The sequence below is a fragment of the Kineothrix sp. MSJ-39 genome, from assembly GCF_018917935.1.
GTDB lineage: Bacteria > Bacillota > Clostridia > Lachnospirales > Lachnospiraceae > CAG-194.
Genome location: NZ_JAHLPN010000001.1, coordinates 169,528 through 196,084, shown reverse-complemented (window position 1 = coordinate 196,084; position 26,557 = coordinate 169,528). Strand labels below are relative to the sequence as shown.

Annotated in this window: 21 protein-coding genes, 1 other RNA gene and 1 other annotated feature; of the genes, 18 read left to right on the top strand and 4 right to left on the bottom strand. The window is 45.3% G+C overall.

What is annotated here, in order from left to right; genetic code table 11:
- Positions 1 to 76: 76 nt before the first annotated feature.
- Positions 77 to 1,228, top strand: coding sequence for a GH25 family lysozyme (locus KQI22_RS00910; RefSeq protein ID WP_216550199.1), 1,152 nt, complete (start codon positions 77 to 79; stop codon positions 1,226 to 1,228).
- On the opposite strand, the gene KQI22_RS00905 is transcribed toward KQI22_RS00910, so the two are convergent.
- The gene (locus KQI22_RS00905; protein ID WP_216550198.1) at positions 1,200 to 2,069 is read right to left on the bottom strand and encodes a hypothetical protein; all 870 of its coding nucleotides are present in this window, start codon (positions 2,067 to 2,069) and stop codon (positions 1,200 to 1,202) included. The two genes, KQI22_RS00910 and KQI22_RS00905, sit on opposite strands and share 29 nt — an antisense overlap.
- Positions 2,070 to 2,209: 140 nt before the next feature.
- On the opposite strand from KQI22_RS00905, the gene KQI22_RS00900 reads away from it, so the two are divergent.
- Complete coding sequence (locus KQI22_RS00900) at positions 2,210 to 2,809, top strand: cell wall hydrolase (RefSeq protein ID WP_216550197.1); 600 nt, start codon at positions 2,210 to 2,212, stop codon at positions 2,807 to 2,809.
- Positions 2,810 to 2,898: 89 nt separating this feature from the next.
- Positions 2,899 to 4,386: a threonine synthase gene (gene thrC / locus KQI22_RS00895; RefSeq protein ID WP_216550196.1), complete on the top strand. Its 1,488-nt coding sequence runs from the start codon at positions 2,899 to 2,901 to the stop codon at positions 4,384 to 4,386.
- Positions 4,387 to 4,476: 90 nt separating this feature from the next.
- On the opposite strand, the gene KQI22_RS00890 is transcribed toward thrC, so the two are convergent.
- Positions 4,477 to 5,844, bottom strand: coding sequence for a citrate/2-methylcitrate synthase (locus KQI22_RS00890; RefSeq protein WP_216550195.1), 1,368 nt, complete (start codon positions 5,842 to 5,844; stop codon positions 4,477 to 4,479).
- 250 nt (positions 5,845 to 6,094) lie between these two features.
- Here KQI22_RS00890 and deoC point away from each other — a divergent pair, with 250 nt between their 5' ends.
- The 11 genes from deoC to KQI22_RS00835 all read left to right on the top strand — a co-directional run bounded on the left by deoC (position 6,095) and on the right by KQI22_RS00835 (position 18,416).
- The gene (gene deoC / locus KQI22_RS00885) at positions 6,095 to 6,748 is read left to right on the top strand and encodes a deoxyribose-phosphate aldolase (protein ID WP_216550194.1); all 654 of its coding nucleotides are present in this window, start codon (positions 6,095 to 6,097) and stop codon (positions 6,746 to 6,748) included.
- Between the two features lie 300 nt (positions 6,749 to 7,048).
- Entirely contained in the window at positions 7,049 to 8,122 is a 1,074-nt protein-coding gene (locus tag KQI22_RS00880) for a DUF2974 domain-containing protein (RefSeq protein ID WP_216550193.1), read from the top strand.
- Between the two features lie 32 nt (positions 8,123 to 8,154).
- A non-coding RNA gene (gene ssrS / locus KQI22_RS00875) (6S RNA) lies at positions 8,155 to 8,341 on the top strand.
- A gap of 65 nt (positions 8,342 to 8,406) precedes the next feature.
- Entirely contained in the window at positions 8,407 to 10,383 is a 1,977-nt protein-coding gene (locus KQI22_RS00870; RefSeq protein WP_216550192.1) for a SpoIID/LytB domain-containing protein, read from the top strand.
- A complete protein-coding gene (locus KQI22_RS00865) occupies positions 10,380 to 11,252 on the top strand; it encodes a YihY/virulence factor BrkB family protein (RefSeq protein ID WP_216550191.1) in 873 nt (290 codons plus the stop codon). Before KQI22_RS00870 ends, KQI22_RS00865 begins: the two co-directional genes overlap by 4 nt.
- A 34-nt stretch (positions 11,253 to 11,286) precedes the next feature.
- Positions 11,287 to 11,518 (top strand) — a binding site (T-box leader).
- Between the two features lie 311 nt (positions 11,519 to 11,829).
- The gene (pheS, locus tag KQI22_RS00860; RefSeq protein WP_022004371.1) at positions 11,830 to 12,849 is read left to right on the top strand and encodes a phenylalanine--tRNA ligase subunit alpha; all 1,020 of its coding nucleotides are present in this window, start codon (positions 11,830 to 11,832) and stop codon (positions 12,847 to 12,849) included.
- 74 nt (positions 12,850 to 12,923) lie between these two features.
- On the top strand, positions 12,924 to 15,344 hold the full coding sequence (gene pheT / locus KQI22_RS00855) for a phenylalanine--tRNA ligase subunit beta (protein ID WP_022004372.1): 2,421 nt from the start codon (positions 12,924 to 12,926) through the stop codon (positions 15,342 to 15,344).
- 32 nt (positions 15,345 to 15,376) lie between these two features.
- Positions 15,377 to 16,411 carry a tRNA preQ1(34) S-adenosylmethionine ribosyltransferase-isomerase QueA gene (gene queA / locus KQI22_RS00850; protein WP_216550190.1) on the top strand — a complete coding sequence of 345 codons (1,035 nt, stop codon included), beginning with the start codon at positions 15,377 to 15,379 and terminating at the stop codon, positions 16,409 to 16,411.
- A gap of 109 nt (positions 16,412 to 16,520) precedes the next feature.
- Positions 16,521 to 16,865: a PilZ domain-containing protein gene (locus KQI22_RS00845; protein WP_216550189.1), complete on the top strand. Its 345-nt coding sequence runs from the start codon at positions 16,521 to 16,523 to the stop codon at positions 16,863 to 16,865.
- 24 nt (positions 16,866 to 16,889) lie between these two features.
- On the top strand, positions 16,890 to 17,429 hold the full coding sequence (locus KQI22_RS00840; RefSeq protein WP_216550188.1) for an SHOCT domain-containing protein: 540 nt from the start codon (positions 16,890 to 16,892) through the stop codon (positions 17,427 to 17,429).
- 6 nt (positions 17,430 to 17,435) lie between these two features.
- Complete coding sequence (locus KQI22_RS00835) at positions 17,436 to 18,416, top strand: acyltransferase family protein (protein WP_216550187.1); 981 nt, start codon at positions 17,436 to 17,438, stop codon at positions 18,414 to 18,416.
- On the opposite strand, the gene aroA is transcribed toward KQI22_RS00835, so the two are convergent.
- Positions 18,405 to 19,676, bottom strand: coding sequence for a 3-phosphoshikimate 1-carboxyvinyltransferase (gene aroA, locus KQI22_RS00830; RefSeq protein ID WP_216550186.1), 1,272 nt, complete (start codon positions 19,674 to 19,676; stop codon positions 18,405 to 18,407). The genes KQI22_RS00835 and aroA overlap by 12 nt on opposite strands.
- A gap of 26 nt (positions 19,677 to 19,702) precedes the next feature.
- Positions 19,703 to 20,806 (bottom strand): prephenate dehydrogenase, encoded by a 1,104-nt coding sequence (locus KQI22_RS00825; protein WP_216550185.1) that lies wholly within the window; start codon positions 20,804 to 20,806, stop codon positions 19,703 to 19,705.
- Between the two features lie 201 nt (positions 20,807 to 21,007).
- Between KQI22_RS00825 and KQI22_RS00820 the strand changes: the two genes are divergently transcribed.
- The 4 genes from KQI22_RS00820 to KQI22_RS00805 all read left to right on the top strand — a co-directional run bounded on the left by KQI22_RS00820 (position 21,008) and on the right by KQI22_RS00805 (position 26,489).
- Complete coding sequence (locus KQI22_RS00820; RefSeq protein ID WP_216550184.1) at positions 21,008 to 23,095, top strand: elongation factor G; 2,088 nt, start codon at positions 21,008 to 21,010, stop codon at positions 23,093 to 23,095.
- A gap of 50 nt (positions 23,096 to 23,145) precedes the next feature.
- A complete protein-coding gene (locus tag KQI22_RS00815) occupies positions 23,146 to 24,780 on the top strand; it encodes a CvpA family protein (RefSeq protein ID WP_216550183.1) in 1,635 nt (544 codons plus the stop codon).
- A gap of 102 nt (positions 24,781 to 24,882) precedes the next feature.
- Complete coding sequence (locus tag KQI22_RS00810) at positions 24,883 to 25,590, top strand: LytR/AlgR family response regulator transcription factor (protein WP_216550182.1); 708 nt, start codon at positions 24,883 to 24,885, stop codon at positions 25,588 to 25,590.
- 20 nt (positions 25,591 to 25,610) lie between these two features.
- Complete coding sequence (locus KQI22_RS00805) at positions 25,611 to 26,489, top strand: hypothetical protein (RefSeq protein ID WP_216550181.1); 879 nt, start codon at positions 25,611 to 25,613, stop codon at positions 26,487 to 26,489.
- Positions 26,490 to 26,557 lie beyond the last annotated feature (68 nt).

Sequence of the window (26,557 nt, the reverse complement as noted above, 5' to 3'; positions counted from 1 at the left end):
TATAATAGAGAGTGGTGTGATAAACTGGACTGGATAAAGAATAACGACTGTCCGAAAGGCAGATGAAGGATACGCAATGAAACTGACAGATGATTTTGAAGATTATGCATATGAAAAGAAACAAAGTAAGACGATCTTATATACGGTGCTGGCACTTTTGGGTGTGACAGTGATCGTTTGTGCGGTTGTTCTGGCAAACCGTCCGAAGACGCCGCAGATGGCTGCTACCGTTTCACAAAACGATGTACTGACAAGCGATACGGCTTCCAAAAATGAGCAGCTGCTGGAGGAGCTTGGCGTTGGAGAATCGACGCTGACTTCGGATCAGCTTGATTTCTGGGATATGTATAAGACTGATACGCCGGTTTCTTCCGATACTGTGGCGGATAAGAGCAGCCTGTATGAAAAAAATGCGCAGGAACTGCAAAAGGAGGAAGAACAGAAGCTGAAAGAGGAAGATCTTTCTGAGGGCGGTACAAAGACAAAGGTGATCAGACCGGATGGCACAGAGCAGTGGATCATGATCAATGCCTATCTGGCAAAAAATACGTATGCAGATACCGGTTTTGTGTATGAAGAGCCTGTGATGAAATATTATGCAAACGGCAGTAAAACATCTTTTATGGGTGTGGATGTGGATGAAAATGCCGGTATGATCGATTTTACGGCACTGAAAAATGCAGGTGTTGATTATGTGATGGTCAGGATCGGTTATCGTGGTTATCAGAGCGGGAATATATCACTGGACAACAGCTGTTTTGATTATATGGCGGATGCCAAGGCTGCGGGACTGCATGTAGGAGTCTATTTTGAATCACAGGCAATCTCCGTGGAAGAGGCACAACAGGAAGCACAGACCGTGATCGATAATGTTGCCATGATCGGGATCGATTACCCGGTGGCATGCAGGCTGGGATCGGTGACAAATGATACGTCCAGAGTGGACAATGTCAAGAAGACAGACATCACGGCGATTACCAATGCATTTTGCGCCAAGATCGCAGAAGCAGGTCTGATGCCGGTGGTAAATGCGAATAAGTACTGGCTGCTGCGTAAGATCGATCTGACGCAGCTTGGAAATTATGATATCTGGCTGTCACAGGATGGGGACAAACCGGATTATCCGTATACCTTTACAATGTGGCAGTATGATTCCGATGCGAAAATAGACGGTATCGTAAAAGATGCCAGACTTGATATCAGCTTTGTGGATTATACCCAGAAGTAAAATACTGCATAAAGCGCGCAGACAGCGTGATGGCGGAATAAATATCCGCATATTCTCTGGCAGACAATCCCTCAATGTAGTTGACCGGGAAGTTTTTGACAATTCCATATTGATGACAGAAATCAGCAGCTTTGTTATAGGCAATGGCTGCTGTTTTTTCGTCTTTATATGTGCCGACCTGCAGATCACCGTTGATATGGATCCTGACCTGATAGGTATAGCTTCCGAGTGTTCCGGTTCGGAAAACGCCGAAATACGGATTGATGATCTCGATATTGGCATAGCGCAGGTCGTGTGCATCCCCGTTTAAAAACCGGTAATCCCGGTCTTTTACCGCATAGCTGCGGATCCCATAGCGGGACAGGACAGAAGTCTGCATACCGTATTCTGCCACGAACAGATGCCCGCCGCGTTTCATGATACGGTGCGAGCTGTAAAAGAACAGATCTTCCTTATCAAACAGCAGTGTGATCTCTGGTGTCAGATAATAATAAAAAAAACTCTTTTTTAAATAAATCGGTGAAGAAAAGTAAATCTGGTTATCGCGGAAATTCAACAGACAAATTGCTTTTTCAAAGGGCAGCGTGTCGATTTTTGCGATATTTTTTTGCGCATTTTTGGAAGAAGCGGATTCGGTTTGATAAAACTGCGGCAGTGTATCGATATCCACCGGTGAATCCGGCTCTAAAAGAAACAGAGCCTGTCTGTATGCAAGATGGGCGGACTGCGCATTTTCATAGCTTCCAAGGCTGATATGACGTCCTTTATAGGTTATGGAGCTGCGATAATAAACGCTTCCGTCTTTTTTAGTTGTTTCATAAACACCGGCTAACTTTTTCATAATTTTACTATAGCAAAGAACGGCTGAAATTACAATTTTTGAAATATTTTTGCAAGAGCTTGTATAGACTAATGAATGAGATGTGAACAAAACATGACAACTGTTACAAAAATGTTGACAGGAAGAGAGGAGATTTTTAAATGTATGAAAAATATACAAAGGGCAGACTGCTGTTTATGCTGCTCTTTGGGATCGGACTTTTGCTGCTGGTCTGCCAGATGCTGAAGCCTGATCGGATCTTTCAGACAAAAGAGAATTATGAACAGGCTTTTCAGATCGAAAAAAAGATCGTAACATCTACTTCGGATGTACCGAAGCTGCAGCCGCATGTACTGGAAAAGGATGAAAACGCCTTTCTCAGTGCAGACGAATATGCCATTTTATGCAGGATCGTACAGGCAGAAGCCGGCGGCGAGGATGCGGCCGGTAAACAGATGGTCGCAGAGGTGATTTTAAACCGGGTCAGCAGCCCGAAATTTCCGAATACGATCGCGGGCGTTGTCTTTCAGGCATCCGGCGGACAGTATCAGTTTTCACCGGTGGGCGACGGCAGATATAACAGCGTCAGCATTTCCGGGCAGACAAAAGAAGCCGTACTGGCAGCTCTTCAAGACGGCGATGTGACAAACGGTGCCCTGTATTTTGTGGCGGCGGGAAAAACAACACCGGATAAACTGGGCTGGTTTGAAAATAAGCTGACTTTTCTGACAGAACATGGCGGACATCGGTTTTATAAATAGGTGCAGTTCTTGCGGTATCCTCATTAGTATGCTATAATAGCGCAGAAAGTGGTTTGACACTTTCAATCTTATGATATTGAGGTAGAGGCATGGAAGTATTATACAAAAGCACAAGAAGTCATACGACACCCGTAACTGCATCGCAGGCGATCCTGAAAGGACTTGCGGAAGATGGCGGATTATTTGTACCGGATCATATTCCTGCACTGGAAGTATCTATGAAAGAGCTGTCCGGGATGACCTATCAGGAAGTTGCATATGAAGTAATGAAGCTGTATCTGACAGACTTTACGGAAGAAGAACTGAAAGGCTGTATCAATAAAGCATACGATAAGAAATTTGATACAGAAGTCATCGCACCGCTTGCTTATGCGGATGGGGCTTATTATCTGGAGCTGTTCCACGGTGCAACAATCGCATTTAAGGATATGGCATTGTCGATCCTGCCACATCTTATGACATGCAGCGCGAAGAAGAATCAGGTAAAGAACGAGATCGTTATCCTGACAGCGACAAGCGGCGATACAGGTAAGGCTGCACTTGCAGGCTTTGCTGATGTAGAAGGCACAAAGATCATCGTATTCTATCCGAAGAACGGTGTCAGCCCGGTACAGGAAAAACAGATGGTTACACAGAAGGGTAAAAATACACATGTTGTTGGTATCCACGGCAATTTTGATGATGCCCAGACAGGTGTGAAGAAGCTGTTCGGTGATACAGAGCTGGCTAAAGAAATGGATGCAAAAGGCTATCAGTTCTCATCTGCTAACTCAATCAATATCGGTCGTCTTGTGCCACAGATCGTGTATTATGTATATGCTTATGCAACCTTATACGGACAGGGCAAACTGACAGATGGTCAGAAGATGAATGTTGTGGTACCGACAGGTAACTTTGGTAATATTCTGGCAGCGTACTATGCAAAGAACATGGGTGTTCCGATCGATAAGCTGATCTGTGCTTCTAATGATAATAAAGTATTATTTGATTTCTTCCAGACAGGCACTTACGACAGAAACAGAGAGTTTATCCTGACAAGTTCTCCGTCCATGGATATTCTGATCTCCTCCAATCTGGAAAGACTGATCTACAAGATCGCGGGAGAGGATGCAGAAAAGAATGCAGCCCTCATGGCAAGTCTTTCCCAGAACGGAAAATATGAGATCGATGCAACGATGAAAGAAAAACTTGCAGATTTCAGAGGCGGCTATGCAACAGAGGCAGAGTGCTTTGCAAAGATCAAATCCTTATACGAGGATTGCGGTTATGTGATCGATACGCATACAGGTGTGGCTGCTGCAGCTTATGACAAATATGTAAAGGAAACAGGCGATGATAAAGTGACTGTGATCGCCAGCACAGCAAGCCCTTATAAATTTGCCCGTTCCGTTATGGATGCGATCGACAGCAAATACGACAAGCTTTCCGATTTCGCGCTGATCGATGAACTGTGCAAGGTTTCCGGTGTGGATATCCCACAGGCGATCGAGGAGATCCGCTCAGCAGAAGTCCTTCATAAGACAGTATGTGAGAAGGATGAAATGAAGGATGTTGTGAAAAACTTCCTTGGTATGTAAATCGTATTGAATTTCAAAATAAAAAAGACTTCTTTGTGAATCCCAAATGCGAAGCATTTACGGAACAAAGAAGTCTTTTTTTACGATATATTACGGTCTGTCTGCCAGCGGTACATAAGGCATATCGTCGTGGATCGGCTTGTAAGCCGGACGGATGATCTTACCGTTGTTGGCAAGCTCCTCCATGCGGTGTGCTGACCAGCCGACAATTCTTGCCATGGCAAAGATCGGTGTGTACAGTTCTTCCGGGAGTCCAAGCATTTTATAAACAAAACCGGAGTAGAAATCGACGTTGATGCTGACACCTTTATACATCTGTCGTTCCTCTTCAATGACCTGAGGTGCCAGACGTTCTACGAGAGAATAGAGTGCAAATTCTTTTTCCAGTCCTTTTTCCTGCGACAGCTTTTCCACATAAGACTTGAAGATCACAGCTCTTGGATCGGATTTGGAATAAACCGCATGCCCAAGACCGTAGATCAGGCCTGCATGATCGAAGGCTTCCTTATGTAATAATTTTGCAAGATATTCTCTGACCTCATCTTCATTTTCCCAATCGGACACTTCATGCATCATATCCTCAAACATACGGACAACCTTGATATTGGCACCACCGTGTCTCGGACCTTTTAAGGAACCGATCGCAGCGGCGATAACGGAATACGTATCTGTCAGGGAACTGGTGACAACGTGTGTGGTGAAAGTGGAGTTATTACCACCGCCGTGCTCCATATGCAGAACAAGTGCCACATCCAGGATCTTTGCTTCCAGTGGGGTATAGGAGCTGTCCGGTCTTAAAATATGCAGAATGTTTTCTGCGGTGGAAAGCTCGGCGATCGGCGGATGGATATAAAGACTTTTGCCGTCATGGTAGTGTGCATATGCCTGATAGCCGTAGATCGCAAGCATCGGAAACAGGGAAATGAGCTGCAGGCTCTGACGCAGTACATTTTCCAGAGAGGTATCATCCGCTCTGTCATCGTAAGAATAGAGCGTCAGGACACTTCTTGCCAGTGTGTTCATCATATCACGGCTTGGGGCTTTCATGATGATGTCACGGACAAAGCTGGTCGGCAGGGAACGGTAAAAGCCAAGCAGCTCTTTAAATTTGGAAAGCTCCTCCGCATCAGGAAGGGCATCAAACAAAAGCAGATAAGCCACTTCTTCAAAACCGAAACGACCGTCTGCGGTAAAGCCCTTGACGAGATCCTTTACATTATAACCACGGTAAAACAGTTCGCCGTGTGTAGGGATCTGTTCTCCGTTGACGATCTTGTTGGCACGTACGTCTGAAATGGTCGTCAGACCTGCCAGAACGCCTTTTCCGTTTAAATCGCGCAGTCCGCGTTTGACTTCATATTTGGTAAACAGTTCCTGTTCGATGATTCCTGCCTGCCTGCTGAGATCAGCCAGTCTGACAATATCCGGTGTGATGTCTGAAAATACGTTATGTTCCATAGAATACCGCCTTTCTTGTTTCTTTTTATGACATTTAACTGTACATGATAAAATGTATGAAGATAATTCAATACTTAATTGGAAGTTAAGAAGTATAGAATAAACCTATTGAAATTAGATTTGTAATTTATTATTGCATGAATTGACGGAAATTTCTATGGTTTTTAGAAAATATTCACAATTTTTTCAATGATTATTCATGAAAACTATGGTAGACTGTAATCATTCACAGAAAGGAAGGTTCAATCAAATGGAAACAAAAGAAATTTTAAGTCATATTGATCATACACAACTGAAACCATATGCAACACTGGAGGATATTTACAAGCTCTGCGACGAGGCGGTCACTTATGGAACAGCTTCTGTCTGCATTCCGCCGTGTTATATCAAGAGAGTGCACGATAAATACGGCAGCAAGTTAAATATCTGTACCGTAGTCGGCTTTCCGCTTGGCTACAGTGTGACCGCAGCAAAGCTGGCAGAGACCAGACAGGCGATCGAGGATGGTGCACAGGAGATCGATATGGTCATCAATATCTCCGATGTGAAAAACGGTGATTATGATAAGGTAGAACAGGAAATCATAGCACTGAAGGCGGAATGCGGCAACAGGATCTTAAAGGTGATCGTGGAAACCTGTTATCTGACGGAAGAAGAAAAGATCGCCATGTGTCAGGCTGTGACCAATGCGGGGGCAGATTATATCAAGACTTCTACGGGCTTCGGAACTGGCGGTGCAACACTCGGTGATGTGAAGCTGTTCAAGGAGCATATCGGAGAAGCTGTCCGGATCAAGGCTGCGGGCGGTGTCAGTACAAGAGAAGATTTTGAGGCATTTCTGGATGCGGGATGCGACAGGATCGGTTCCAGTTCAGGCGTGGCGCTGCTTACGAAAAAAGCTTGACTTTTATGACATGGTCTGCCATAATGCAGATAACATTGGTGTAAGTAACAGGTTCTTACGGTAGCTTGGTTAATATGTATTCCAAGGAGTTTCGTAAAAACTGACCGTGATGAAACCTTGTACCGCGTATACAACGTACACTTAAAACATGTTTTAGAGAGTCCGCAGCCACATAGCCGATATGTGAGCTGCGGATTTCTTTATGGTGACAAGGAAAATGTATGCATTTATGCGAGGTATTTGACAACCGCTGATCAGAACGATATTCTTATAGATCTATGTGATAGGAAGGAAGAAGCAATGGCAAATATATTTGACTATATTGACTGGCGCGGGGATCTCGACCTGACGCAGGATCCTTTTAATGAAGTGGACAGCCTGATACTCAGTACCGTGTCTTATATTGATTTTGAACTGATCGAGACCGATCTGAAAAAGGATAAGGCAACGATCCGCGAAGCGGGCGAACAGTTCAACAGGCTGCATGCGGACGAAAAGATCAAAGCAGGTCGTCTGGTGCCCGACAGCATATTCCAGCTTCTGGATGTGCTGTCAAGAACACCGCGTTACCGTGATATGATCCTGTCTGATTATGTGAATCAGATCGATGAAGAGGAAGAAAAACAGTTTTCAGCCATTACGGTCAATCTCGGAGACGGATCCTATTATATTGCCTATCGCGGAACGGACGATACGATTGTTGGCTGGAAAGAAGATTTTAATATGAGCTTCAAAGCACCGGTCCCTTCCCAGCTGCAGGCACTCGATTATCTGAAAAAGATCGCGAAAAAGAAACGTGGAAAATTCAGGATCGGCGGACATTCCAAGGGTGGTAACGTTGCAGTGTATGCTGCTGCCTTTACAAGCCCGGAGATCCAGAAACGGATCCTGCAGGTGCATAATTTTGACGGTCCCGGTTTTACAAAGGATATTATTGACCAAATGAGTCAGGGAAAGATCAGTGAGCGGATACAGACGATCGTACCACAGTCCTCCGTGATCGGTATGTTATTAGAGCATGAGGAAAGTTACGAAGTGGTGGCAAGTACACAGCTTGGCATTTTCCAGCACGATATGTTTTCCTGGCAGCTGCAGAGAAATACTTTTGTGAAAGTGGATGACATTTCCGCATCAGCTTATAAGGTTGATCATACACTGCGGGAATTTATCCTGTCGATGAATGCAGAAGAAAAGGAAGAATTTGTGGAGACTTTTTTCTGCGTGCTGACAGAAACCGGTGCAAAGACGTTGAGTGATCTGAATCTGAAAGAAATTCTGGCGATCATGAAGCGGCTGAATAAGGAAGAAAAGGAAAATAAAAAAATACTGACACAGGCATTCCGTATGCTTTTGAAAATTCCAACGAAAAAATAGTTGTAAAACAGCTTTAATTTGAGTATACTATTCATAACCTGAGGTGCTTACTAATTCCTATTATTTTGAACCTACAGTTACTTTAAACGGGACTCCTATATTGCTGCATGGATGTCACGCCTTACCTACGGGTCAGAGGACGGCAGAAGTGTTAGCTGCGGTAACCCACCTAGCCATATGCTAGGAGTCAAAATATAGGAAAAGCATTTTGGGGACAAAAGAAAACAGTCCTTCGGGGCTGTTTTCTTTGCTTTGGATCATCAGAAAGCCATGAGGATAGAAACATGCGTGTAAATAAACATACATATGTCAAAAGGCAGCTTGTACTTCTTGTGGTCAGTCTTGCCGTTTTGATCGTAGTACTGGTCTCTGTGATCAGGCACAAAGGCGGCTTGGAGCCGCAGCCAGCCCCGGAAGAGCCCAAACCTGTTATAGAAGAGATTTCCAAATGTTATATTACAGAAAATGACGGAAAAACACTGACAATACTTTCGGGGGATGCATCTAGGAGTGTTCCGCTTGGCGGTTATACGCTGTCAGGCAGCGGACAGATTGCGGATATCACACTGACGGACGGAACGGTCAGCGGCGTTACAGTATATGAACAAAAGCTGAATGATAAGCTGATCAGTGTAAAAACACAGGCGGATGGCACTTATGCGATCGAACTGGAAAAGTTGGGAGTCAAACAGACGACCGGGGATATGCAATGTTACAGCCTGCTTGGAACGCCCACTGTATGCCAAATTTCGGATCTGACGATCGGTTATGCCTTTTCTGATTTTGTACTAAATGAAACAGGAAAGATTGTAGCAGCACTTCTGGTAAAGCAGGAGGAGATGGAACAAATCCGTGTACTTTTAAAAACAGATGATTTTGCAGGAGCGATGCATGAAACGGTTTCGCTTCATTGTGATACGGCGATGGATCTTCTCACGGAGGATGGCACTGGAGAACTGAAAGAAGTGCAGACCTTGGAGCCGGGAGAAACACTTCAGATTGCGGCGGACAGTACACTCTTTGAAACGGCAAACAGGATCTATGCAAGACCGCAGGCACTTTCTGCCAAAACAACAGTGGATTCGATCTTGCGTAATGGGAAAACACCTGTTTATCCGGGCAACTTTGAGATAGAAAAGACGGGCGAAGGCTTTCTGCTCATCAATGAACTTGCATTGGAAGACTATCTGCGGTTTGTGGTACCGAGTGAAATGCCTGCTTCTTATCCTGCAGAGGCGTTAAAGGCGCAGGCGGTCTGTGCCAGAACCTATGCATATATGCATATGCTTCATGCGGGGCTGCAAAATTATGGTGCGCATGTAGATGATAGTGCGGCATTTCAGGTATACAATAACATTGCGGAAGCATCGGAAACGAGTGAAGCCGTGTATGAGACAAAAGGACAGATGCTGCTTTCAGGTGGAACGCCCGTTACCGCATATTTCTATTCGACGTCCTGCGGATACGGAACGGATCTGACTGCATGGAATCTGACCTATGGGGATGAAATGGCAGCAACGGGCGGTTATCTGCGGGCAAGAAACATTGCAAAGGGGCAGATGCTGTCGGATACGCAGAATCCGGATGCACACAGTTCTGATGCGCAGGAAAGTGCAGAGGGCAGCAAGCTGGCAGAAGAGGACAGCTTTGCCACATTTATCAAAACAGCGGATGCGGACAGCTTTGAACAAGAGGATACCTATTACAGATGGCGGTATGATACGGCTTTGGATACAGAACTTTTGCTTGCCAATCTGCAGGTGCGTTATGAAAAGAGTCCGGGCAATATCCGGCGAAAAAAAGGCAATGGTTATGTGGATGAAAAGCCGGAAAAGCTTGGCATGGTAACAGGACTTACGGCTGTAAAACGTACAACAGGTGGCGTGATGACAGAGCTTCTGATCGAGGGAACAGAAGACACCTACCGTGTATGCGGCGAGCAGAATATCCGTTATGTGCTGGCAGGCGAAAATACAAAGATCGCGCTGGGTGCGGATTACGGAAAAGATGGAAGCATCAATGGTATGCTGCCAAGCTCTTTCTTTGTGATCGAGCCGGTTTATGAGACTGATGACGGGATATCCACGGAAAAAGCAAAGGAGGCTCCGGTTGTGATCTCTTATACACTGTATGGCGGCGGTTTCGGACATGGGATCGGTATGAGTCAGAATGCGGCAAGAAGAATGGCACAGGCGGGCTATGACTATAAACAAATCCTGCAATTTTTCTATGAGTGCAGCATAGAAGGGGTAAATGAATGAGAAGAAAGATATATCGGATCTGGCAGGAGTTTTCCCTCCAGATGAATGAACATCATATCAGTGCTTATGCATCATCGGCGGCATTTTTTACGTTTTTATCGCTGATCCCAATGCTTCTTTTACTGATCAGTGCGATTCCATACACGCCGATCACGAAAGCAACGCTGATGATGTTTGTGACGAAAATACTGCCTCAGAACATGGAACCGCTGTCTGTCAGTATAATAGATGAAGTATATGAGAAAACCGGTACAGCACTTTCACTGTCTATTCTGGCGACGATCTGGTCGGCGGCAAAAGGAATGCTGGCGCTGATCCGCGGACTGAACACGGTCAATGGGGTAAAGGAACGCCGTAATTATATTTTCCTGCGGCTGCGCGCATGTGTATATACCGTGATCATGATGATCATGATTTTGATCCTGCTGATCCTTGTTGTATTCGGTGAGCGTATTGTAGACCTGCTGACAGCATCTTTCCCGAACATTACATATATGTTTCGTTTGCTGGTAGGCTGGCGCTGGATCGTGGTGGTAGCCAGCATGGCACTTCTGATCTGCGCAATCTATACATTTCTGCCAAATGAAAAAAATCGTTTTCTGCGAGAAGTGCCGGGCGCTGTTATGGTCAGTATCTGCTGGTATATATCATCGTGGGTGTTTTCTGTTTATGTAAACCGTTTTTCGGGATTCAGTACCTATGGAAGTCTGACAACTGTCATTATTATCATGCTCTGGCTGTATATGTGCTTTTACATCATGTTGCTGGGTGCTTTCATCAACCGTTTTCTGCAGCCGGCATTTTCTTTCCTGTATGGAGCGTTTAAAAGTAAACACCAAAAGCACCGGAAAAAGAAAAAAAGCTGTTGACATTTTTGAGCAGATTCTCTATGATAAACCTATATGAAAAGCGTTGAAGGTGTTAGTAGAGATGCATGGCTCTCGCAGAGAGAGGAGGTCACCGGCTGAAAGCCTCCTTGTGTATGTATGCAGATCGAATTTCCCGCCGGAGCAGCTATGCTGAACAGAAATACTTCTAACTAGGCACAGACGTGAGCGCACGTTACGCGTATTGAGTGCTCTGCAGACAGAAGCAGAGAATTTGGGTGGTACCGCGGATATGATTCGCCCCTGATATAATATCAGGGGCATTTTTTAGTGAGCGCAAAAGAAAAACAAGCGACTGCTGTCATGCATCTTTGATGCATGACAAAGCTGGCATTTGTTTTTCTTGCGCCACTAGCGAACGAATATCCTGCGAAACATAACATGTGAGCAGGATGTGGAGTGCGCAGCACGGATTCGTGAGCCTGATGCGGAATAAGTCTCATGGCATTATGGTCAGAATATCCTGCGAAGCAGGATGTAGAGTGCGTAGCACGGATTCGTGAGCCAGCCTATTCACCCAACAGAATGAAATGATCCACAGATAAGAAGGAGAAACGAAATGAAAGAAAAATTGGCGCAGATCAAAGCGGAGGCAATCAAACAGATTGAAAACAGCCGTACGCTGGAACAGCTGAATGAAGTACGTGTCAGCCAGCTTGGTAAGAAGGGTGCTTTAACAGAGATCCTGAAGGGTATGAAGGATGTGGCACCGGAAGACAGACCAAAGGTCGGACAGCTTGTCAATGAAACAAGAGCCGAGATTGAAAAGGTGCTGGAAGACTCCAGGAAAAAAATGGAAGAACTCGTCAGAGAAGCAAAGATGCAGAAGGAAACGATCGACGTTACACTGCCTGCCAAGAAGGCAAAGGTTGGTCATGTACATCCAAACTTCAACGTGCTGGACGAAGTAGAACGTATTTTCATCGGTATGGGATATGAAGTAGTCGAAGGCCCGGAAGTAGAAAGAGATTATTACAACTTTGAAGCATTAAATATTCCGGCAGATCATCCGGCAAAGGACGAACAGGATACTTTCTATATCAACGGCGATCTGCTGCTGCGTACACAGACAAGCTCCACACAGGTACATGAGATGGAAACCGGTAAAATGCCGATCCGCATGATCGCTCCGGGACGTGTATTCCGCGCAGATGAAGTAGATGCGACACATTCTCCTTCCTTCCATCAGGTGGAAGGTCTTGTTATTGACAAACACATTACATTTGCAGATCTGAAAGGAACACTTGCAGAATTCGCAAAAGAATTATTCGGCGAAGATACCAAGGTAAAATTCAGACCGCATCATTTCCCATTTACAGAGCCAAGTGCCGAGATGGACGTTACCTGCTTTAAATGCGGCGGAAGCGGCTGTCGTTTCTGTAAGGGAGAAGGATGGATCGAGATCCTTGGCTGTGGTATGGTTCACCCGCACGTTCTGGAAATGAGCCATATCGATCCGGAAGAATACACAGGCTTTGCATTCGGTGTCGGTCTGGAGCGTATCACACTTCTGAAATATGAGATCGACGATATGCGTCTGCTTTATGAAAATGATATCCGTTTCCTGAAGCAGTTCTAATCTGAATAAAAAGGAAAATCAATGTGCATGCAGCCCGGCTGTATGCCATGTCTGGAAAAGAAAGGAATAGAAAAATGAATGCAGCATTAGAATGGATAAAAGCATATGTACCGGATCTGGAATGTACAGATCAGGAATTTATGGATAAAATGACACTCTCAGGAACCAAATGTGAAGGCTATGAGAGAATGGACAAAAATCTGGAAAAGATCGTGATCGGACAGATCACAAAGATTGAGAAACACCCGGATGCAGATAAGCTGATCATCTGTCAGGTGAATATCGGTACAGAAGAGATCCAGATTGTAACAGGTGCTCCGAATGTTAAGGTTGGAGATAAAGTACCGGTTGTTTTAGATGGCGGTAAGGTCGCAGGCGGTCATGACGGCGGCCCGCTTCCGGAAGACGGTATTACGATCAAGGCAGGCAAGCTCAGAGGCGTTCCGTCAAACGGTATGATGTGCTCTATCGAAGAGCTTGGCTCTGACAGAGATATGTATCCGGAAGCACCGGAATATGGTATTTACATTTTCCCGGAAGATGCTGAGGTCGGAGCAGATGCGGTTGCAGCACTCGGACTGCATAATACAAAATTTGAATTTGAAGTGACTTCAAACCGTGTAGACTGCTACAGCGTCATCGGTATTGCAAGGGAAGCAGCAGCTACCTTTGACAAACCGTTTGTATTACCGGATGTTACCGTAAAAGAAAATGATGAAAAGGTAGAAGATTATATTTCTGTAGAAGTACAGGATCAGGATCTCTGCCCGAGATACTGTGCAAGAGTCTGCACGAATATCAAGATCGGACCAAGCCCGGAATGGATGCAGAGAAGACTGGCAAGCAGCGGAATCCGGCCGATCAATAACCTTGTTGATATCACAAACTATGTGATGGAAGAATACGGTCAACCGATGCATGCATATGATTTATCTACTGTCAGCGGCAAAAAGATCGTTGTAAAGAGAGCAAAAGACGGTGATCAGTTTGTGACACTGGACGGTCAGACCAGAAATCTGGATCATGATGTCCTGATGATCTGTGATGCAGAGAAGGAAATCGGTATTGCAGGTATTATGGGTGGTGACAATTCCAAGATCACAGATGAGGTCACAACAGTTTTATTTGAAGCCGCAACCTTCAACGGACCAAACATCCGTAAATCCGCAAAGCGGATCGGTCTCAGAAGTGATGCATCCGGTAAATTTGAAAAGGGTCTGGATCCGAGAAATGCAGAAGATGCGATCAACAGAGCCTGCCAGCTCATTCAGGAGCTTGGCTGCGGTGATGTCGTATCCGGAATGGTAGATGTCAAGGCACCGTTAAAAGAGCTGGTCCGCCTGCCATTTATGCCTGAGAAATACAATAATCTGCTCGGTACGGATGTAAGTCGTGAAGAAATGCTTGAGATTTTCAAGAAGATCGAAGTGGCATATGATGAAAAGACAAACGAACTGATCTGTCCGTCCTTCCGTCAGGATCTGCTCGGACAGGCTGATATTGCAGAAGAAGTTGCCCGTTTCTATGGCTATGATAAGATTCCGATGACCTTGCCAAGCGGTGAAGCAACAACAGGTAAGCTGCCATATAAGCTCCGTATCGAAGAAAAAGCAAGAGAGATCGCAGTATTCTCCGGTTTCTCACAGGGTATGTGCTATTCTTTTGAAAGCCCGAAGGTATTTGATAAATTATTGTTACCGGAAGACGACGAACTGAGAAAAGCGATCAAGATCGCAAATCCGCTCGGTGAAGACTTTTCAATCATGAGAACAACATCCCTGAATGGTATGCTGACAAGTCTTGCAACAAATTACAACAGAAGAAATAAAGACGTAAAGCTGTTTGAAATGGCAAACGTTTATATCGCAAAGGAGCTACCTCTGACAGAGCTTCCTGATGAAAGAATGCAGATGACACTCGGTATGTACGGAGACGGTGATTTCTTTACGATGAAGGGTGTTGTAGAGGAATTCTTTGATGCAGTCGGCATGACAAGAAAGAAAGAATATGATCCGAAGGCAGGCAAGCCGTTCCTGCATCCGGGCAGACAGGCAAACATCGTATATGACGGAGTTGTCCTTGGCTACCTGGGAGAGGTACATCCTCTTGTACTGGAAAACTACAACATCGGAACAAGAGCTTATGTAGCAGTGCTGGATATGCCTGCGATCGTACCGTTCACAACCTTCGACAGAAAGTATGAAGGCATTGCCAAATTCCCTGCAGTTGGCAGAGACCTTTCCATGGTAGTACCGCATGATGTTCTGGTCGGACAGATTGAGTCCGTGCTTGCACAGCGCGGCGGTAAGATTCTTGAGCATTATGAACTGTTTGATATTTATGAAGGTGAACAGGTCAAGAAGGGCTACAAGTCAGTTGCTTACTCCCTGTCCTTCCGTGCAAAAGACCGAACACTGGAAGAAGCAGATATCAATGCAGCCCTGAAGAAGATCCTGAACGGTCTTGAACAGCTTGGCATTGAACTGCGTCAGTAATTTACATTTTAAAACAAAAAAGGAATTGAGTCATGACAGAGTTAAAAAAATCAGATTTTTATTTTGATCTGCCGAAAGAGCTTATTGCACAGGATCCGCTTGCGGATCGTGCAAGCTCACGGCTGCTTTGCCTTGACAAACATACAGGAGCGACCTCACATCATGTTTTTCGTGAGGTCGTAAACTATTTAAAGCCGGGCGACTGCCTTGTACTGAACAATACAAAGGTTATTCCGGCGAGACTGTATGGTGTCAAGGAAGATACAGGTGCTGCGATCGAAGTGCTCCTTTTGAAAAGGAAAGAAGATAATCAATGGGAAACACTCGTAAGACCGGGTAAGAAATGTAAACCGGGAACAAGGCTGGTATTTGGAGAAGGTCTTTTACATGCACAGGTGCTGGATGTGCTGGAAGAAGGAAACCGTCTGATCCGGTTTGAATATGATGGTATTTTTGAAGAAATCCTCGATCAGCTCGGTGAAATGCCGCTGCCGCCATACATCACACATAAGCTGCAGGACAAAAACAGATATCAGACCGTATATGCCAAGTATGAGGGAAGTGCTGCTGCGCCGACAGCAGGACTGCATTTTACGAAAGAACTGCTTGCCCGGATCGAAGAAATGGGTGTGAAACTTGCTTATGTCACATTGCATGTCGGACTTGGAACATTCCGGCCGGTCAAAGAAGACAACGTACTGGAGCATCATATGCATTCTGAATTTTATCAGATCTCAAAAGAAGCGGCAGATATGATCAATGAAACAAAAGCAAATGGTGGACGTGTGATCTGTGTCGGTACGACAAGCTGCAGAACGATTGAAAGTGCGGCAGATGAAGATGGCAGACTACATGCCTGCAGCGGAAATACCGAGATCTTCATTTATCCTGGGTATCAGTTTAAAGTACTGGATGGACTGATCACGAATTTTCATCTGCCGGAATCGACCCTCATTATGCTGGTATCCGCACTCGCCGGACGGGAGCACGTTCTGGCTGCCTATGAGGAAGCTGTAAAAGAAAAATACCGTTTTTTCTCATTTGGAGACGCTATGTTCATTTCATAGGAATGTGCACGTGCACATTTAATGAAATGCCTTGCATTGTCGACAGGAATTTGGTAATATAAATATAAGTAGAGCAGGAAATGAATATATTTTCGGGAAGGAGATTTCTTTGGAAGACAGAAGAAAAAACAAAAGGATCGAATTAGAGTCATGCCTCATCATCAAACGTCTGGATAATGCTGCTTCATCGGAAGAAGTCAGCATTGATATTATCGACGTTTCCAGAACCGGTGTCGGATTTACGTGCGATAAGCCATTGCAGATCGGGGCTGTATATGAAGCGTTTCTGACGATCTGGACAAAAGAAGTGCTCCATGCTTTTATTGAGATTGTCCGTATTGTAAAAGAGGATGCAACCTATTCTTATGGCGGTATTTTCATTGGTATGCCTGAAATGGATGCTGCAAGAATTGAGGTATATGACACAGTAACATCTTCTGTTACACAGGAGTAGAATAAGACAAAGGAGAGTTGACGTATGCAGTGTTTAATATGTGGAAAAGATTCTGCCGGTGAGGTTTGTAACCAGTGTATCCGGGCAGAACAGGGGATTTATGCAAAAGACTGGACTTATAAGGAAGGTCTGATCGTGAAGAAAACGGAAGATTTCCGTGTAAATGTTACAAATGCCAGAGTAAACGGTATCGCTGTTATCAGTACATCGCCTAACGGAATGAATGCAAAGATTGATAATTTTAATCATTATATCGGTTGTGTGGTAGGTGTAGAGCAGGGTTCTTATAATAATAAGCCGGCTCCGATGATCCACATCAAAACACCTGCCGGTATGGAGCGTTATCTGATCTTCCCACAGATGCCTGATGAAGGCGGTCTGAAAGCCGGTGTTGATAAGGCAAAGGCTGAGAAGATGGCAGGCGGCGCAAGTGCTGCAGCTCCGGCAGCGGCTGCAGCAGATCCAAATGCAGCAGAGAAGCTCAGCAAGCTGGATCTATTAAAGGCAAACGGCATTCTGACAGAAGAAGAGTACCAGAGAGAACGTGCAAAATTAGGAATCTAATTACATATGAGCGAACATAAAAAAGTAAGCCAGGGGCGCGATTATACAGTTGAGTTATGGAGATTTGTATTTTGTATCGTTGTCCTTGGCTTACATTTCTTTTCCAAAACTTCATATCCTTTTTTCAGAGCCGGTTATCTGGGTGTGGAATTTTTCTTCCTTTTAAGCGGCTTTGGCATCTGGCAGTTTTATCTGAAGAGGATGGCAGGGCAGAAGCTGTCTGACAGGCTGTATCAGTTTGGTCTGTACATTGGCAGCCGGTTAAAGCGTCTGTACCCATTCTATTTTTTAAGCCTGCTTTGTATGCTTTTCTTAAGGACATGGCAATATCGCTGGTCAATTTCTGATATCATTTTCTATCTGAAAACAGGATGGGCGGAATTCTTGATGCTGCAATGCGGACCGCTTGGAAACGAAGTGCTGATCAGTGCCAACTGGTATGTGGCAGCTATGTTTATGGGAAGTATTCTACTGTTATGCCTGCTGATGCTGACCGGCAGATGGGGCGGTCTGTTTATATGTCCGGTTTTATCGCTTTCTATCTACCATTATTATTTCAGACTGATCCGAAAGATCGATGTGATCTATTCCTACCATGCAGTGCTGCGTGCACTGGCAGGGCTTAGTGCGGGTATTTTTATCGGCTGCCTTATCTGGCAGTTGCGGGAAAAAGTTAGCCAAAGAAAACTTGCTTTCGGGATCAGTGAGGAAAAAAAGAAACTGCTTCAGAAACTGGTTTACGGTCTGGCAAACGGTATTCTGGCAGCTATCGTGGTCTATACGAATTTTGGCAGACGCAGTGCAGGTGATTTTGTCGTGATCGCATTATTTGCACTCTGCCTGTTTGGACTTCTTTTAGTCAAAAAAGAAATACCACAGAAGCTGTCCGTGGTATTTCAAAAACTCGGGGCAGTGACATACCCCATTTATTTATTTCAGATGCCTGTTATCGAATGGCTTGTTATCATCGGTATCTTACATGCATGATGCCAGATCCTGATAGAAATCAGGATAAGAGATATTGACGCATTCCGCGTCCTTCATTTCGGTTTCGCCGTCAGCTATGAGTGCAGCGATTGCAAAGCTCATGGCGATCCGATGATCCAGATGAGAATCTAATTTGCCGCCGTGCAGTGGTCTGCCGCCGCGGATGATCATGCCATCGTCCGTAGGAGTTATATCAGCTCCCATTTTCTTTAAATTCTCAGTCACGATCGCGATCCGGTCGGATTCTTTTACCTTCAGTTCAGCCGCATCCTTGATCACGGTTTCGCCCTGTGCATAAGCTGCCATGACAGCCAGCACCGGGATTTCATCGATCAGTGTCGGGATGACATCCCCACCGATTTCCGTACCATGCAGGGTAGCAGAGCGTACGAGCAGATCTGCCGTCGGTTCGCCCTCGTCTATGCGATTTAATAAAGTGATGTCTGCTCCCATCTGCTCAGCAATCCGTAAAATACCATCTCTGGTCGGATTGATGCCCACATTGCGGATCAAAAGCTCGGAGCCGGGCACGATAGAGGCTGCAGCTATAAAATAAGCTGCGGAAGAAATATCTCCCGGTACTTTGAAGTCGATGGCATGGAGTGCGGGCTCCGGATAGATTGTTGCAGTCGTATCTCTGCTTTCTACTTTTGCACCAAACATACCAAGCATCAGCTCGGAATGATTCCGGGAAAGTGCCGGTTCTGTCACACTTGTTGTGCCATCCGCATATAAGCCCGCCAGCAGGATCGAAGATTTGACCTGTGCTGATGCTACCTTGGACTGATAGTGGATCCCATGTAGGTGGCTTCCTGTAATGAGGAGAGGCGCACAGTCATTTCCGTTCCGGCTTTTGATATTTGCTCCCATCAGGGAGAGAGGTTCCATAATGCGGCGCATGGGACGTTTACAGATTGAAGCATCACCGGTCAGTGTTACAGAAAAATCCTGCGCAGCCAAAATGCCGGAGATCAGTCTGGTTGTCGTACCGCTGTTTCCGGCGTCAAGTATTTGTGTCGGCGCAGTCAGACCATGCAGTCCTTTGCCATGTACCAGAATTTCATTTCCGTTGTTTTCAATCGGAATCCCCATTTTTTCAAAACAGGATATCGTGGAGAGGCAATCCGCTCCCTGCAGGAAATGCGTCAGTCTTGTTGTTCCTTCGGAAAGAGCACCGAACATAACGCCGCGGTGGCTGATGGATTTATCGCCCGGAACCGTTATTTCTCCCTGTAATCTGTTTGCTTTCTGAAAAATCATTGTATATTGTCCTTTCCGCCATCAGCTTACGCAAAAATCTGATAGCCGTTATCTTTTAATACACGGACAGCATCGTTTGCTGTCTGTTCATCGTAAAATTCAATTTTAAGTGCCCCCTGCTGAAACTCTCTGGAGTGCATAATACCGATGTTTTTGATGCTGAGATCGTGATCGGCAAGAATCGCGGCGGTCTGTGCGATAGAACCGGGTACATCAGGGATATCCACAAAAATGACATTGGTTTTTTTGATCGGACCGCGCCCTTCATTGGAGAAGCTGTCTCTGTAATTTTTGGCGTCATCAAACAGATCATATAGCTTTTGGGCATCTTTGTTCTGAAGCTCTGCTTTTACCTTTTGCAGACTTTCTATATAAGAAGTAAGCAGCGTAAGGATGTTTTCGGTATTGGTCATACAGATCGACTGCCACATCACAGGCGAAGAAGAGGAGATACGGGTAATATCCTTGAAACCGCCCGCAGCGATCATTTTCATCACGCCTTCCGCACTGTCGGAATCGTGTACCAGATTGACAAGACCGGCAGAAATGATATGCGGCAGATGACTGACCGCAGCTGTCACATAATCATGCGTATGATAATCCATGATCAACGGGATCGCACCAATAGAGCTGATCAGCGTCTGCAGACCCTGAATTGCCGTAACAGGACTTTCCTGTGTCGGTGTCAGAATATAATAGGCATTTTCCAAAAGACGTTCGCTGGCATTTTGATAGCCTGTTTTTTCACTGCCTGCCATGGGATGTCCGCCGATAAAGACGGAAGAGAGCCCTGCTTTTTCAATCGCAGCGTGCGTTGTCTGCTTGACAGATCCGACATCGGTCAGGATCGTGTCCGCATGCAGGCTTTGCCGGATCTGCCCGAGAAACTGATCGTTTTCGCTGACAGGTGCACATAAAAACAAATAATCGCAGTCAAAAAAAGAATCGGTCAGAGCTTCATAGGCCTCTGAAATAACGCCGTCTTTCCGGGCAAGGGATAGTCCGCCCGGGTCTTTGTCATATGCTTTTAAGATCATCTCGGGATATGCCTGGCGCAGTGCTTTGACGATAGAACCGCCGATCAGACCAAGCCCGATAAAACTACAGGTAACTTCTGCTTTTTTTGACATAGCTTATGTCCTTTCCGTTGTAAATTTCAATAGTATTTTAGCCCTTTAAAGTGCGAATGTCAATGGGATAGAAAATATAGAAATTTCTTGTGATTTTAACGAAAATATGTTGTAAAACAGTTTTATATTTAGTAAAATATACCTACAAGTGTTTGAATTGTTAGAAAATTCAAAATCGATCATAAAACGGAGGTAGCAGCTATGAATGTATACACAACAGAGAAAATTCGTAACATTGTTTTGCTTGGGCATGGGGGCAGCGGCAAAACATCACTTGCCGAAGCAATGGCATATCTTGGCGGTATCACATCCCGTATGGGGAAGGTAACGGATGGTAATACGGTCAGTGATTACGGAAAAGAAGAACAGAAACGGCATTTTTCCATATCTGCCTCCTGTATTGCGATCGAATGGGATGGCTGTAAGATCAATCTGCTGGATACACCCGGCTATTTTGATTTTGTAGGCGAGGTGGAAGAAGCGGTTTCCGCTGCGGATGCTGCGATCATTGTTGTTTCCGGAAAGGCAGGCATGGAGGTTGGTGCGCTGAAGGCGTGGGAGCTCTGTGAAAAATATCATCTGCCGCGTATGGTATATGTATCCGATATGGATGTGGATCAGGCTTCCTTTAAAGAGGTTGTGGAAGATCTGACACAGCTTTACGGCAAAAAGATCGCACCGTTCCATTTCCCGATCCGTGAAAACGAAAAATTTGTCGGTTATGTGAATGTGGTCAGTGAAACAGGATATCGCTGGGTCGGAAAAGAAGTAGAAGAATGCGAAATCCCGGATTACAGCAGACCGTATCTTGAAAAATACAGAGAAAGCCTGATGGAAGCCGTTGCTGAGACATCAGAGGAAATGATGGATCGTTATTTTGCCGGAGAAGTGTTCTCCGATGCGGAGATCAGAGCAGCACTGCGCAATAACGTTGTAGACGGCAGTATCGTACCGGTTTCGATGGGTTCCAATATTTTGTGCCAGGGCGTTTATACACTGCTCGATGACATCATCAAATATATGCCAAGTCCCGAAAACAGGGAAATTGCCGGCATCAATCTGAAAACAAATGAGATCTATGAAGCAGATTATGATTTCGCAAAGGCAAAGTCTGCTTACATATTTAAAACGATCGTTGATCCGTTCATCGGCAAATATTCGCTGATCAAGGTATGCTCCGGCGTTTTGAAAACAGATGATCTGTTATATGATAAAGATAAGGATTCTGAGGCAAAGATCGGCAAGCTGTATGTACTGCAGGGCAATAAACCGATCGAGGTAAAGGAGCTGCATGCAGGGGACATCGGCGCACTGGCAAAGCTGGCAGGTGCCCGCACAGGTGACAGCCTTTCCACAAAGGTGACGCCGATCCAGTACGCAAAGGCAGAGCTTTCTGTTCCATATACTTATATGCGCTATAAAGTAGATAATAAGGCAGAGATCGACAAGGCGGCACAGGCACTTTCCAAGATGACACATGAGGATCCGACATTGAAGATCGTCAATGACAAGGAAAACGGACAGATGCTGTTATACGGTATCGGTGATATGCAGCTTGAGATCGCCCAGAGCAGGCTGCTCAATGAATATAAGGTGGCGATCACACTTTCAGAGCCTAAAGTAGCTTACCGGGAAACAATCCGCAAGAAATCGGATGTGGAAGCCAAATATAAAAAGCAGTCCGGCGGACATGGCCAGTACGGACACGTCAAAATGCGTTTTGAGCCGTCCGGCGATCTGGAAAGTCCTTATGTATTTGAACAGGAAGTAGTCGGCGGTGCAGTACCGAAGAATTATTTTCCGGCAGTGGAAAAAGGACTGCAGGAAGCAACGGTAAAGGGCCCGCTTGCAGCGTATCCGGTTGTTGGCGTGAAAGGCATTTTATATGATGGTTCTTATCATCCGGTAGATTCTTCCGAAATGGCATTTAAAAAAGCTGCCATGCAGGCATTTAAAGATGGTTTCTTAAAGGCAGAGCCGATCCTGCTTGAGCCGATCGAAACGCTTTCTGTTACTGTTCCGGACAGCTATACGGGAGATATCATGGGCGATCTGAACAAACGAAGAGGACGTGTGCTTGGCATGCAGCCACTGCAGGGCGGCTGGCAGACGATCACCGCGGATATCCCGATGAGCAGTCTGTACGGCTATTGTACCGTGCTCCGTTCCCTGACAGGCGGACAGGGCAGCTTCTCTTACCAGTTTGCCCGTTACGAGCAGGCACCGTCCGATGTACAGGCAAAAGAGGTGGAAAACCGTAAGAATAAGGTAGATTCCTTGACAGAATAAGATACGCTTTGTATAGTGGATAGTAAAATTATGCAGAAAGAGGCAAAAGTATGAAAAACTGGAAAAGATGGCTGATCGCCATTTTACTGACACTTGTGATCGCGTTTGTTTACTATTATATCAATCTGCCGGCGCTGAATATCCATTCAGCAGGCTTTTGGTGGTTTGTGATCCTGATGGTATTCGTATTTGCAATCGTATTATCCTTCCGTTCCGTCTGGAAAAGCGGGCATGTTTCCTTCGGAAAAAAGGGGCTGGATATCCAAAAAGGAACAATGGGGCCTTACAAGTATCTGTTTTATCTGGGCGGCGTACTTTTGCTGATCTTTCTGATCGGTTCGATCCTTTCTTCGCCGATCATCAATGCGAAGAAGTATCAGGGACTGATGCAGGTAGAGGAACGTGATTTTACAGAAGATATCAAGGAAGTGGATTTCAATACGATCCCGCTTCTGGACAGAGATTCCGCAGCAATTCTGGGAAGCCGTAAAATGGGCAGCATGGTTGACATGGTATCACAGTTTGAAGTGGCGGATGATTATACACAGATCAATGTAAATGGAAAGCCGGTCCGTGTGACACCACTCAGATATGCAAGCCCGATCAAATGGCTGACAAATCAGAAAAACGGTATTCCGGCTTATATCAAGATCGATATGACAACGCAGGATACGGAATGTGTCAAGCTGACCGACGGGATCAGATATTCCGAATCGGAAATGTTCAACCGTTATATACAGAGGCATCTCCGTTTCAGGTATCCGACTTATATTTTTGCAGATCAGATCTTCTTTGAGATTGACGATGAAGGTACGCCGTACTGGATCTGTCCGGTCAAAAAGTTCAACATCGGTCTGTTTGGCGGCGTGACGGTCGGCAGAGTGGTACTCTGTAATGCAGTCACGGGAGAATGTACGGATTATCAGGCAGATGAAGTACCGACCTGGGTAGATAAGGTGTATCAGGCAGAGCTTCTGATGCAGCTTTACGATTATCATGGCATGTTGCAGCACGGTTATCTGAACAGCGTTCTGGGACAGCGTGACTGTCTGCAGACGACAAACGGCTATAATTACATTGCCATGAATGATGATGTCTGGGTATATTCCGGTGTGACCAGTGTCAGCGGCGACCAGTCGAATGTCGGATTTGTGCTGATGAACCAGCGGACGATGGAAACGCGTTTTTACAGGATAGAAGGTGCGATTGAAGATTCTGCCATGTCTTCTGCGGAAGGACAGGTACAGAACCTGGGGTATGTGGCAACATTCCCGCTCCTTTTAAATATTTCGGAGGAACCGACCTATTTTATGGCATTAAAGGATTCGGCAGGTCTGGTCAAGAAATACGCCATGGTCAACATCCAGAAATACCAGTGGGTAGCGATCGGAGACACGGTAAAAGAATGCAAGAAGGCGTATAATGCACTGCTCAGCACCAATGGTATCCGAACAAGCGAAAATGCGGATGATCTGGAGATCACCGGAAAGATCGCAACTTATGTACCTGTAGTGATTGACGGCAATTCCCATGTGTATTTCACACTGGAAGGCGATAAGACCGTATATGATGCGGATCTGACAAACAGTGAACTTGTAAAGATCATTGCCTATAAAGCAGGAGATTTCATCTCGATGTTTTATCAGGACGGAGATATTATGTCAAATGTGACAAAAATTAAATAATTCCACTTTAGCGGTTGACTAAAAAGTGAATAAATTTTACAATGGATATAATTGAATTATTGTATTTATAGGGCAATATGCATAAAACAATGAGGTGAAATCATGTTCCATATAGTAGTGTGTGATGATGATCGTTCCATCACAGAATACTTAAAAGAAACACTTGAGAAAAAATACAGACGAAAAATAGAATGCCAATGTGTTTATTCTGCGGAGGAATTGCACCAATGGCTGGAAGATCTCGATCAGGGACATACCAATATTATTATTTTAGATATCGCGCTCGGAGAGGATGACGGTATTGCGATAGCAAAGGAGATCCGTTCCAAGTATCCGCAGATCAAGGTGATCCTGTTATCCGGGTATGCACAGCTTGCCAGCAATGTATTTGATGCAGATCCCGTCTATTTTCTTTCCAAGCCGATCGACGAACAGAAGCTGTTCTCCTCTGTAGAAAAGGCGATGGATATCGTACAGCATCAGGAAGTCAAGGCGATTACCGTTGCGGGATGCGGCGGAAAGATCCATCGGATCAAGGTAGAGGATATCCTGTATTTGGAAACAAGCAACAGAAATTGCTGCATCCATACAGATAAAGGGGATTGTATCGAAGCAGCCGCAAAATTGAGCGATCTGGTCAATCAGTTACCGGATTACATCATCAATTCCCATCAGAGCTTTGCATGTAACATCAAAAAGATCAAATCATTTTCCAGGGAAGATGGCATTACGATGATCAGTGGAGATGTGATCCCGGTAAGCCGCAGGCATTACAAAGGGGTAAAGGAAGCGATTGCGCTGCATATTTAGCAGGAGCGTAAGGGGGATTTATGTTTTTCTTACATAAATGGGAAAAGAATTTAGAGAGTGATATAGACTGCATGGAAGCATCCATGCAGCCCTATATTGCTCTTTTTTATGCATTCCGGAAGATCAGGCATGATTTTGCCAATTATGTGCAGACGCTGCAACTTTTTGCGGAGACAGAGAATTATGATGAAAAAAAGAAAATGAAAAAAGAAATCCTTGGGCAGATCGAACGGTTTTATGAAAATGTGCCAAAAGATGCACCGTATTTTCCGGCTTTCCCGGCAAAAGCATCGCGAAATGCCTATGGAAGTGCTATTTATGAAGCATGGTCTGTGATCCGGCAGGGGATGGAAAAGCTGCCTGCAACGATCTGCGAGATGCTGGGGCCATTGCAGAAGCTGCAGGATCAATTGGAGCGCAGTCTGGACCCGGATGAATCGGAAACGGAGGAACTGTTTTCGGGACTGGACCGGTTCCGCAGCCTTCCGATGGAGGCGTCACCTGCCCTGTCTGTCCTGATGGATCTTTGTATGCAGGAAGCAGAGCAAAAGGGCTGTCTGCTTCGCTATAAGATCTGCCGACCGACCTGTTTCCAGATGGCTTATCCCGATATGCTTTTGTTATACCGGCAGGTATTTTTGCTGGCACTATCCGGCGCAGGACAGTCCGGGGGAAAAAGCGGAAAAGAAAGAAAGACGATCCTTCTCCGCAGTGCGGAAAAATTTGATATGTGGCATCTGCATCTGGAATATCCGTGTGCGGAAAAGGCGCAGGGCAATCTGCCGAAGGTGCAGAAAACACCGCAGTACCGTTGTATCCGAAAGTTGGCAAAAACGTATAAGCTGCAGCTGAAATCTGTGCAGACACCGGAAGGAATATCGCTTGATCTTACGAGATAAGGGAGTTACTTGTCAAATGAGGGAAATATGAGTATAATGTTCAGAGAGATTTCAAAGAAAGAGGAAAT